The organism is Draconibacterium mangrovi (assembly GCF_010586825.1).
In the GTDB taxonomy this organism is placed as follows: Bacteria; Bacteroidota; Bacteroidia; order Bacteroidales; family Prolixibacteraceae; genus Draconibacterium; species Draconibacterium mangrovi.
In genome coordinates, this window is record NZ_JAAAGB010000001.1 from 520,666 (window position 1) to 532,284 (window position 11,619).

Consider the following 11,619-nt stretch of genomic DNA (forward strand, 5'->3'; position numbering starts at 1 on the left):
AAGATATGAAAGCACTTGCAAAAATCATTCACCAAACCCCCGCATCATACCTCCCTACTGCTTTTCCGGCGCATTATTACGGAATGCCCAACGGAAGGATTTACATCGTTTTCTCGCGTTTCTACGATTTGGCAATCGGACAATCAGGTATTGAGTTTGTGTTTGCCGAGCATGATGACTATACGTACAACTACGAAACCGGTGAAATTATTCCAATGCAAAATGTTCCGCGAAAACTTAAAGTTTTTTCAGAAGAGGTTGATCACCCTGATCTGAAGATTCATATTTTCACCACAAAACGAAACCTGCAATCTTATGGTCAGGCACAGGCCTTTTTAAACGAAGAAGCCATGCGAATGTGCGCCGTTCCTGCTTAAAAATAGTTTGCAGAAAACACTGAACCTGTCTGCTTTCCCAAATTTCCATAAAGTGTTAGCAGCGCCTTTTTACTAATGTCATTTGCCCGGCTTAAGTCAAAGTTCCCGGCACCTCAGCTTTTCAATAAAACCAGAAATCGACTAACCTCAAAACACTTAATTTCAACAAACTGCCACCCCAAACAAACAGATTTTGCCAACCACTCCCCGGCAAAAAATATTATGACGAAAAACTTTTTTCTTTTAAATTGTTATGGTTTATAAATAAAAACAATAGCAAGATGTCGAATCTGCAGATTTTGATCAAAGAACTTGGAAAACCGTATTCCGATCTCAAATTTCTTTTAACCTGTTTCCGCGAAGTACTAATCGAAAATGGCGAAAACGAAGTAGCAGCTGTAATGCCGTGGATTGGTGATGAAAACTCACAAAATGCCGGGCATTTTTCGCAAAAACATTTTAATATGTATTCGGTTTGTTTTCAGCTGTTAAACCTTGCCGAAACAAACGGAGCCGTGCAACAACGGCGAAAAACCGAAGAAGTTAACTCACTACTGGCAACAAACGGACTGTGGGCCAACAGCATAAATCTTTTAAAAGAAAAAGGAATTGCCGAAGAGAAAATACTTGAATCGTTTGATAACATTTCGATTCAGCCGGTTTTAACCGCGCACCCCACCGAAGCCAAACGTCCGGTGATTCTGAAAAAATACCGCGAACTGTACCTGCTTTTGGTAAAACGCGAAAACTCGATGTACAACTCGTACGAACTGCAGGAAAACCGCGAAGAAATGAAACGTGTTATTTCCTCCATCTGGCACATCGACGAGTTTTACATGGAAAAACCAACCGTTGAAAACGAGCTGGATAATGCTATTCACTACTTTGTAAATGTATTCCCCGAAGTGGTTCCGCTGTTAAACCGCCGGCTTGTTCAGGCCTGGGAATTTTCCGGTTTCGACTCAACTCAACTCATTCAGAACAACCATTTTCCGCGATTAAAATTTGGAACATGGATTGGCGGCGACCGCGACGGACATCCGCTGGTTACTGCCGAAGTAACCCAAAAAGCGCTGCATAAACTTCGGTTAAATGCCTTTATTACAGTTAAAAATGAACTGAACAGATTGTCCGACGACCTGAGTTTTTATTTCGAGATATCGGATTTGCCTGAGTTTATGATTAACCGGTTTAAAGAGCTGGTGGCCGAAACGGGTAATAAAACGAAAAAGATTATTTCGGCATCGAAAAACGAAGCGTTTAAACTTATTGTACAGCTTTTTATTAATAAGCTGCCGCTGAATATCGGAAACTCGCAGTTGTTTGAGCTGGATGAAAAAAAAGGCACCTACGATAATTCAAAACAATTGCTCGAAGACCTGGAATTACTAAAACGCGCCTTGCTGGAAGCAAATTATAACGACATTGCCCACCAATCGGTTAACCGCTCGATATATTTTATCCAGTCCTTTGGTTTTCATCTTGCCGAACTCGACATCAGACAGAACAGTCGCTATTACCATCTGGCCTTACAACAGCTGGTTGAAAAATCAGATCCGTTTAACGCCAAAGATACCGAATGGACCGGGGAGGCTAAAAAAGCATTTCTGGAAAAGGAATTACGCTCGGCGCGTCCGTTTACGCACGACTACAGCCAGCTCGATACCGAATCGAAAAACACCATCGAATGTTTTCAGTTGCTAAACAACCACATTTCAAAATATGCGCACTATTCCATCGGCTCGCTAATTATTAGCATGACCCAAAGTGCCAGCGATTTGCTAACGGTTTACATTCTGGCACGCGAAGCCGGCCTTACGCTTTTCCGCGACACCATGATCATAAAACTGCATGTTGTTCCGCTTTTTGAAACCATTCAGGATTTGATTGACAGTCCGGCCATACTGGAAGAATATTTTAGCTATCCTGAAGTTCAGAACAGCCTGGAGTACCAGCGCAAGGCACAAAACCTGCCGGTAAAAACACAGGAAATTATGATCGGTTACAGCGACAGCAATAAAGACGGAGGAATACTGGCCAGTGCGTGGTTTTTATACAAAGCGCAAAAAGAAATTACGGAAGTGGGTAAAAAATACGGTATCGACATTAAATTTTTCCACGGAAAAGGAGGTTCGATAAGCCGCGGTGCCGGACCAATTCATTGGTTTTTGCGTTCGTTACCACACGGAACGCTTTCGGGCAATTTTAAAATTACCGAACAGGGCGAAAGCATTGAAAAGAAATTTGCCAATAAAATAAATGCCGTTTACAACCTCGAGTTAATGATGTCGGGGAATGCATTGAACACGCTGCTACACAAAATGCCAGAAGAAGATGGCGACGATATTGCTGAGATAATGGAATTTATGGGGCAGGAAAGTTTCAACACCTACACCGAATTGCTTCAAAATCAGCATTTCCTTGATTTTTACCAGGAGGCCACCCCCATCGATGTAATTGAGCAAAGTAAAATTGGTTCGCGCCCGGCACGACGAACCGGCAAAAGAAGTTTCTCCGATCTCAGGGCCATTCCATGGGTATTTAGCTGGGGACAATCGCGTTACCACATTACCAGCTGGTACGGGGTTGGATCAACACTTGAAAAAATGAAAAAAGAATACCCAGACAAATATCTAAAACTAAAAAAGCTGATTCCGAAAAACCAGTTTATCCGCTATGTTTTAACCAATGTTGATACCAGTTTGGCCAGTACCGACAAAGACATTATGAAGCTTTACGGCGGCCTGGTAAAAAATGCAGAAACACGTTCTGAGGTTTTAAACCTCTTGCTGCAGGAGTTTGAAAAAACACAGCAAATTATGAATGAATTGCTGGGACGCCCTATGCAGGAGCGGCGAAAAAGTCATTATTATTCCACGCAGTTACGTGCCGAAGCGCTTAATACGCTGCACAACTACCAGGTACATTACATTAATAAGTGGCGCGCACAACAAGATGCCAATGCCGACGAAAACAAAGAAATGCTTAACCAGTTGTTGTTATCGGTAAACGCCATTGCAAATGCTATGGGAACTACCGGCTAATTATTTGTATCTGGTAAGCAGCGCTTAAAACTCTCATAAAACATTTCCTGCTGCTCGCGCGACAGGTTTTGTTCAAAACGGTAACTTTTGCCTGTTTTATCAAACAACACTTTCAGGTAGGTTACATTTCGGTTGTAGGCCGAGTAATCGGGCGAGGTTGTAAGAGTTGAGTTGTTCCAGTTCTGAGTACGGTACCTCGTTTGCGCTCCGGGAGAATTTATTACAACCGGAGATTTGTCAGGTACCAATGAAATGTCTCTACCGTAGAATTCGTAAATCATTTCTTTCCCGCCATCAGCAATGGGAACTGTTTTGGCAGGCTGCCCCAATCGGGCATATATTTCCATTTCACTCTTCCCGATCAAGGTAGATTTAAACACCTCATCGGTTAATTTCCCGGTAGTAGAACACGAAAACAAAAGTGCAAATAACAAAATGACGGATGTGTGTTTCATGACTGGTAGCGTTTTTGGAAAATCATTTTTTATTATAAGTGAAATTACAAAAAAGTTGGAAAAACCAATACATTCATTAACCTACCAAACAACACATTCAGCCAGCCCTAAAGATCGACATAAACCAATTCACAAACCTGTTTGTTGAATTTATACTAACAGAAAAGATGATGTAAGAGTCCGCTTCGGGCAGGAAAAACCACCATCGGAACAAATAAAACAAAAGCTATGAGTGACAAGAAAAAAGGTACCGTGATGCAGTTTGTTCGCTTAAAAACAACATTGTCTGAAGAAGAATTGCTTCAGGTAGCCCACGAAAGAGAACCGCAATTTAAAGCCCTCTCCGGCATTGTTCAAAAGTACTATGTAAAACTTGGAGCCCCCGGCGAATTTGGTGGTGTTTACATCTGGGATTCACATGAATCACTGAATGAGTTTCGTCAATCCGAACTAGCCCAAACCATTGGCAAAGCCTACAAAGTTGTGGAACCAACCTCGGTTGAAATTATCGATATCCTTTTTGAATTAAGAGACTAAATCAAAATATTCTAATCTGTTCTATTCATACCTCAGGCGAACCAGATTCAGAAATATTAAGCAAAAAAAAGCCGCCGGAAACCCCGGCGGCTTTAACAGCTACAGTTAACTATTACAATTTAATGAAGGTTTTACTCACAACATCATTGTCAGTAATAATTTGAATATGATAAGTTCCTGAGGTCAACCCAGAAACGTTGTATTCGAAAATGTCATTGTTCAACTCGTTTAGCAGTTTGCTGTAAACAACAGCTCCCTGGCTATTGAAAATACGCACGGTTTGTTTCCCGGTATTTTCCAATCCACTGATATGGATAAGTTCAGTAGCCGGATTCGGATAAACATTTATTTCAGGTTTATTATTCAAATCGTCGATGTCAGTTACTGTACTGCCCGATTTCAGAACATCTACCTTAATTTCGTGGTAAACAGTGTTATTGTCAGCATCTTCCGTTGCCAGGCTGACAAAATACTCACCTTCAACATTCATATCCGGATCCATCTCTAGCACGATGTCTTTTCCATTCAACCTTGCAGAAACAAAATCAGGACCTTCAGCAATGTAACTCTCTACAACTTCGGCTGATTTTGTTATGGTAACACCAAATGATTCTTCGAAAATACTTCCCGACTTGATTACAATTGCATTCGGATTCCAAACACTTGGCACCCAGGCTTGCTTACCGGGTTTGGTTGAAACAATGAAGCTGGTTTCAGCCGAATCGCCATAGATATCGGTTGCAGTTATTCGTAATACAGTCTCCAGGTGTTTCTCGAACGGCACAATTATAGCTTCCGATCCCATTGTGAAAATTTCAACCACACCATCAACATCAGTGGTTAATGTGTACGTTAACAAATCACCATCAGGATCGGCAAATAATTTACCAAAGTTAAAGCGGTAATCGTAGTTCACATGCAGTGTCTGATCGCTCAAATCAGTAACTACCACGGGTGCACGGTTGGAATTTTCAACCCTTACTTCGCAAGTGTATTCTTTTGCTGCCCCATACTCGTCAGTAACCTTATAGGCAAGTGTGTATGCTCCTGCTGCAAAATGATCAGGCGATAAAGTTACTGTCAGTATTCCATCGGCAAAATTGCTTTTGGCAAAAATAAGTGGTGTAGTTTCTTCAACCGAAACAATATCATCTCCTTCAGAATCCGTAACCGGAATTTCCAGCACTCGAACCTCTCCTTCTGCAATCGTTAAGGTATCAGGCAACTCGATAAGCGGTGCCGAATTGATTCTTAACGCTACCGGAACGTTAAGATTCTTCTGTGTTGGATCGTTGTGAACAATACTCATTCTTGCCTCGTACGAGCGGGCTTCAAACAATGAAGCATCAACCGTAATATTGATGTCTTGGGTTGCGCCGGCAACAATTCCTCCTGTTCTTGGGTCAATAGTCAGCCACTGTCCCGGATGGGCAGAAAGCGCGTGTGTTTTGCAGGTATAAGTAAAAGGCAGCTCTTCCCAGGTTGTCGATCCGTCGTACGATATCCAGTATTTTCCTTCTGTACTTGGAGATCCATAATCGAAACCAAACAACGATTGCATTTCCATTGGGAAATCGATTACAACAAAAAACTGGCTTCCCTGCTCAAAGTAGAAGGATTGAGATAGCGGGATGGTATACACTCCAAATTCCGTTTTATCGGTAAAATACTCTTCCGAGTAGATCGTTTCGGCAGTGCTCAGGTCGTTTCCTTTCAGAATTCGGATCACGTATGGTGTGGTTGTTTCGCCACGTTTAAAGTAGTCTCTGATGTGCGTTAAAGTAAATCCTTCAGGTTGCGATACAGTAAACAAAGTAGCAGTGCTAACTTTTGCTTCGCCACCATTACCATACAGTCCCATTGGTTCGCCTGCCATATCGTAGTTCAGCGAGTCGGCAAATATTTCACCGGTTTGGCTTGCTTCGCTAATTCCATCGGTTCCCCAGCCCTGACGCAGAATTCCCATTGTTATGGAATAATTCAACACACTTTCAGTTCCCTGGTTAGCCAATTGAATAAGGAAATTGTTTTGCTCATTCTCGTTAACCACCAGTTTCATGGTATCGTTTTCGAGTGTTTCCAACAGGTCGTATGCAAATACCGGAGGAAGAACCGCATCGCCGGAAAGCGCTACGTTTAGTTCAGTTCCATCTTCAAAAGTCAGTATCAGTTCAGCCGTATTGGCTTCTGCATTTTCAGCTGCAAAAATCACTTCAAAAGCAATTGTATCGAATGCCGGAACTTCAGCGTTAACAGCCAAATCGGTAGAGAATAACTCAGGATTTGCACCTGCAAATTCAACAGAAATTAATTTTGCCGGTTTGCTTCCGCTGTTGGCCAACAACAATGTTTCTGTTCCGCTTAGCGGATTTGCTGACAAATAACTTACATCATTAAAAACAACTTCGTTGCGGTTGATTGTAACATTTGATTCACCGGTTACGGCAAGCGCCACAACAACAACTTTAGTTGAATTATTAACGTCGTTGGTAAGTATATTCACTTTCCCGGTGTAATCGCCCACCTCTAAACCTTCGGATGTGTATTGCAACTGAATGTTTTTTGATTCGCCTGCTGCAAGTGTTCCTGAAAGTGGCGGCTGAATTCTAATTGCTTTACCCTGGTAGGCAGCATGTCCGTACCTGTAATCTTCGTTCTCTGTTAAACCATAAATTCCGTGAGGTCCTTCAAATCCTACGCGGTAATATGGCAGGTAGATTTCGCCGGTTGTCTCCATGGCTTTGTACTGGAATTTGAGATCGCCATTTGGATACAAAACAGCCTGAAAAGTGAAATCGCCACCATAACCACGGTAGTAGTAGCCAATGTGGTTCCACTGAAGTATAACATATTCGTCGGTTTCGTAAATCAACAGATCCGATTCGTTGCTTAAAAAGGCTCCATTGCTCACCCAAAACGGAGCAACAACAGCATTTGCATAGCTTGAGCCGGCTGAACTGTTAGGAAGATCGTGTGGAGTGCTTCCGAAATACGCTCCTGGTGCCGGATCGAAACTAAACCATCCGTTTCTTGAAACAACAAGAGAAGTGTATTCATTTCCGAAATAAGGAAATTTAAATCCATCGAAGCTAAGCGTAGCATAACGCTGACTTGAATTTGTGAAGTTATCGGCCAAAGACGTTCCCTTCTCTGAAATCTCAATCCATTCGTAATCGGTATAATTGTACGAGTAGCCATATCCGTTATCAAAACCATCGGCTTCTGCTTTTTTACCATCGATTGTTATGAATCCGGGAGCCGAAACCGACCAGTTCAGGTCTTTTTCCGATCCGGTATTGCTAATAGTAATATTGGCCGATTTACCCAGATTATTGCCATAAGCCAGTGTATCCTTGCTAAAATCGCCTGCAAAATTGTATCCGGCTTCAGGCGAAGTACCTCCTGTTCCATTAAGGCTAACAATGTATGATTCAACTACTGAACCACTGCGTTCTGTTAGCAGATTGAAAACAATTTGATCGGTGAATGTTCCAACACTCTGAGGAGCAAAATCAACCGTAAAGGTTTTGCTGGTTCCCGGAGAAATTGACGAATATGCACTAACATATTCGCTGTTCGAGAACGGTGCCGACGGTTTGTCGAGCGTGTAATAAGCGCTTGCAGTTCCGGTGTTTGTAACCGTAAATGATTGTGCTGCAGTAATACCACTACCGGCAATAAAACTACCAAAGTCAAGCGAATTGGTGTCGATTGTAATTTCAGGATCGCCCAAAATTTCAACCTTGAAAGGAATACTTAAACGTTGATTTCCATCGTAATAAACAGTCATTGTTGTATTCGATGAATTTGTGGCTGAACGGTCGGTTAAATCAACAGTAAGATGAACGACTACACTGTCGTTGGCAAGAATAACACCACTTTCAGGAGTAATATTCTTTATGTAGCTATAAGCCGAAATACTGAAGTTTGCAGGATAAGTTCCAATGTTACGAATAACAAAGGTGGTATCGATAATATCGCCTGATAACCGGGCGTTTTCGCCTAACCATTCCATTGATGCAGTGGCTTCCAAAACCGGACCTTCAATAAAATTCGCCAGTACCGGAATTTGCAACTGACCATCGTCGCTGCCAATGGTTAGTGCTCCCTGGTAACTGGCCACTGTATTTTGTGGTTTTGTTGTTAAAGTAACAACTGTTTTGTGTCCCGCTTTCAACGCCGGAATTGAAGTTGGATAAACGGTTACATACTCGCTGTTTAATCCGCTCAGGTTAATGTTTTTCAGGTTTCCTTTGCCCTTGTTCATTAACTCCAGCTCAATTTTTTCTGTAGTTCCGAAGAACTGGGTGCCAAAATCAACTGCACTCAGGTTGGTTTCCAGCTTAGGTTCCTGTCCGCTTATATTAACTTTTACAAATTTCGATAAAGCTCCTTTTTTCGGATCATCGTGTCGCATCATCAGTTCAACCAGATGTGTACCATTATCGAAATAGTTACCGTTTACTTCAATGTCGATCTTTTGAACAGAATCAGGTTGAATATCGCCGTTTCTTGGAGTAAATTTTACCAGATTGCTGTTGCGTACCGACTCGTATGCACGAATCATAAGGTATTTGCCAAAAACAGAACCGATATCGGTCATGTAGTTTTGCTCAGGAGCGACACGGGCATAACTTTTCCCTTTTCGTAGGTAGCTGTATTCTGTTGCATTTTTAGCTCCAAGAGGCAAGTAAACACCTCTTGGCGCAGTTACGGTAACCCAGAAAATGTCGCCTTCGTTCACGGCCACATTTTTCGAAAGCGTAGTGTGGTACCAGCCTCCATCGCGGTAACCGGTTATATAACTTCCTCCTGATGCCACCGGTTCGCCTCCGGGGTATTCTTCACCTCCAACGTGAATAGAAAAATTAAACATCGATCCATCGTACATTTCGGTTGCGATATAGGCTCCCACATGCGAAAGTTCCATATCATGATCTGCCACGAATTTGTTGGCATACATCCAGCTCTCGTAGGTCGTTTCCTGGGCATAACTTAAGTTTCCGGGGCCCACCATTTCATCAGGTGTACTTATATCTTCATGGCTAACCGAGTCGGTAAAACTGTAAGTCGACGTTTCTTCGTTCCAGCTTGGGCTGGCATACATTCCAATACTAATTTGTCCACCGTCGCTTAATTCCTGCATGGCCAGGCGGAATCCGTATGTTGAAGGCAAGGTCTCTGCCGATTTTAACTCTAAAGTTTCGTAACCTTTAACTACCCAATCATAACGCGAAAATGCCTCTCCTTTGTTTCGGAAAGAATAATTATCGTAGCCCAGATTACTTTCCTGAACATCGATATTTACTTCCAGCGTGTCGTTTGACAGTAATTCCACATCGGCAGCTTTCCAGGTTGTTGCTGTAAACAGTTCTGAAAGACCTGATAAATTACCAAAACGGTCTTTGGCACGAACAGCTATTGTATAAGTTGTATTTGGCTCCAGGTTTTCGATATAAAACTGATCGAATGAATACCTGGCTGCTGAATGGAAAGCAGTTGCAGTTGCGGTTGATTTGAAGAAAGTAGTATTGGTGATTTCACCGGGAGCAACTAAAATTTCGTAATCCGTGATGGTGATTCCCTGAATATTTTCTACGAGCATCCAACCAATGTGGAAAGTATTTTCATCAATGCTGTAAAATCCCCAGTCATCAATTGCCGGAACAACTCCTGGGTTATCAACCAATGCGGCGTAGGCATCCAAACGTCCTTTTCCAAGGTAGCCTGTAAATGACGGATTCAGGTGATAAATATCTTTTGCAGTGCTTAACAAACGTTCTGTGATTTCATCAGTAGTAATGTGATAGGCATATTTTGATGCAATAAGAGCAGCTACACCGGTAACGTGTGGCGAGGCCATTGATGTTCCTCCCCAGTGCGGACCACCGTAGCGGTTACCCGGTAGTGTTGAATAAATCTGGTCGCCTGGAGCAGAAATATCAACCACCTCGCTAAAGTACGACGATGTTGATTTCATATCGTAGTGGTTGGTGTTAGCCACCGAAATTCCAAGATCGTATTGTGATGGGTATGCAGCACGGGGCAAACCAATGTAGTCGCTGTAGCTATTGAAGTTACCTGCAGCAAAAATTGGAAGTCCGCCACCTTGTACCGGGCCGGTTGAATTACCGTTTTCGTCGATACCGGCATTATCAATGTAATAGTTGATGGCATCAAGCATTACCTGGCTTGGAGCACCACCACCCCACGAGTTATTCGAAATGGTGGCACCATTATCGGCAGCGTAAATAAACGCTTCTTCAAAACCTCCTGCGTACTCATCAGTACCTCCCGGAACTGCACTAAACACCTGGCACGACATAATGCGAACACCATCGCCGTTGCCACTTCCACCGGCAACACCGGCAACACCTATACCGTTATTGTTTACCGCGGCAATAGTTCCTGCTACGTGTGTTCCGTGTTCGTGCGGAACAATGGTTGGAACACCCATTACAAAGTTCCATCCGTAAAAGTCATCGATGTAACCATTGTTATCGTCATCAATTCCGTTACCCGGAATTTCGTCTTCGTTGGTCCACATGTTGGCAGCCAGATCTTCGTGCTGATAATCCACACCACCATCGATAACAGCAACCACTACATCAGGATTTCCGGTTTCAAGTTTCCAGGCTTTAATCAGGTTAATATCAGCGCCCGGAGTACCGCCGCTTTGTCCAATATTTTCGTAATGCCACTGCGTATAAAGCAGCGGATCGTTGGGTTTTTCATCTAAAGTTCTTTCTGTTGCAGGTGAAGTTTCAACCATTTCACCACCCGAAAAACTAAAGTAGTGGTTCTTTGATTCGGCTGATTCAATAGCATCCAGATCTCCGTATTTCGAAAGTGCATCGCTTAAATTTGTGGTGCTGTCGATATTGATCTCGTACCACAAATGCAAACCATATTTTCGTTGACGTTCGGCAAATTTTCCGGCTACACGAAAAACCGGCTTCATGCTTGTTGCGTTGTATTCTTTGTTCAGAATATTAAACCCGGGAATAGCAGTTTGAAGCGGGTTTAACTGGGAAACATCTGAGTGTCCCTCCATTTGAAGAGCAGCTTCCTGGGTTAGTTTTACCCGGATAACGCCTTTCACCGGACTGGCATCCGGCTCTTGCGCAAATAATTTTCCTGCTACCAGAAACAGCATCAGGAAAACAAAAGCAATTTTTTTAGAGATGTAGAAATTTCGCATTTTTA

At 42.7% G+C, this 11,619-nt stretch carries 5 protein-coding genes; 3 read left to right on the forward strand and 2 right to left on the reverse strand.

What is annotated here, in order from left to right; genetic code table 11:
• The first annotated feature begins 5 nt into the window (after positions 1–5).
• The gene (locus tag G4420_RS02115) at positions 6–377 is read left to right on the forward strand and encodes a hypothetical protein (protein ID WP_045026495.1); all 372 of its coding nucleotides are present in this window, start codon (positions 6–8) and stop codon (positions 375–377) included.
• A gap of 281 nt (positions 378–658) precedes the next feature.
• Positions 659–3,421 carry a phosphoenolpyruvate carboxylase gene (locus tag G4420_RS02120; protein WP_163321950.1) on the forward strand — a complete coding sequence of 921 codons (2,763 nt, stop codon included), beginning with the start codon at positions 659–661 and terminating at the stop codon, positions 3,419–3,421.
• Here the strand turns inward: G4420_RS02120 and G4420_RS02125 are convergent.
• The gene (locus G4420_RS02125) at positions 3,418–3,876 is read right to left on the reverse strand and encodes a hypothetical protein (protein WP_163321951.1); all 459 of its coding nucleotides are present in this window, start codon (positions 3,874–3,876) and stop codon (positions 3,418–3,420) included. The genes G4420_RS02120 and G4420_RS02125 overlap by 4 nt on opposite strands.
• 228 nt (positions 3,877–4,104) lie before the next feature.
• On the opposite strand from G4420_RS02125, the gene G4420_RS02130 reads away from it, so the two are divergent.
• On the forward strand, positions 4,105–4,413 hold the full coding sequence (locus G4420_RS02130) for a hypothetical protein (RefSeq protein WP_163321952.1): 309 nt from the start codon (positions 4,105–4,107) through the stop codon (positions 4,411–4,413).
• 112 nt (positions 4,414–4,525) lie between these two features.
• Here the strand turns inward: G4420_RS02130 and G4420_RS02135 are convergent, their stop codons facing one another.
• Positions 4,526–11,614 (reverse strand): S8 family serine peptidase, encoded by a 7,089-nt coding sequence (locus tag G4420_RS02135; RefSeq protein WP_163321953.1) that lies wholly within the window; start codon positions 11,612–11,614, stop codon positions 4,526–4,528.
• Between the last annotated feature and the right edge of the window lie 5 nt (positions 11,615–11,619).

Excerpts from the sequence above, each read along its gene's own strand:
- G4420_RS02115 (WP_045026495.1), top strand. The coding sequence starts at position 6 with ATGAAAGCACTTGCAAAAATCATTCACCAAACCCCCGCATCATACCTC.
- G4420_RS02120 (WP_163321950.1), top strand. The coding sequence starts at position 659 with ATGTCGAATCTGCAGATTTTGATCAAAGAACTTGGAAAACCGTATTCC.
- G4420_RS02125 (WP_163321951.1), bottom strand. The coding sequence starts at position 3,876 with ATGAAACACACATCCGTCATTTTGTTATTTGCACTTTTGTTTTCGTGT.
- G4420_RS02130 (WP_163321952.1), top strand. The coding sequence starts at position 4,105 with ATGAGTGACAAGAAAAAAGGTACCGTGATGCAGTTTGTTCGCTTAAAA.
- G4420_RS02135 (WP_163321953.1), bottom strand. The coding sequence starts at position 11,614 with ATGCGAAATTTCTACATCTCTAAAAAAATTGCTTTTGTTTTCCTGATG.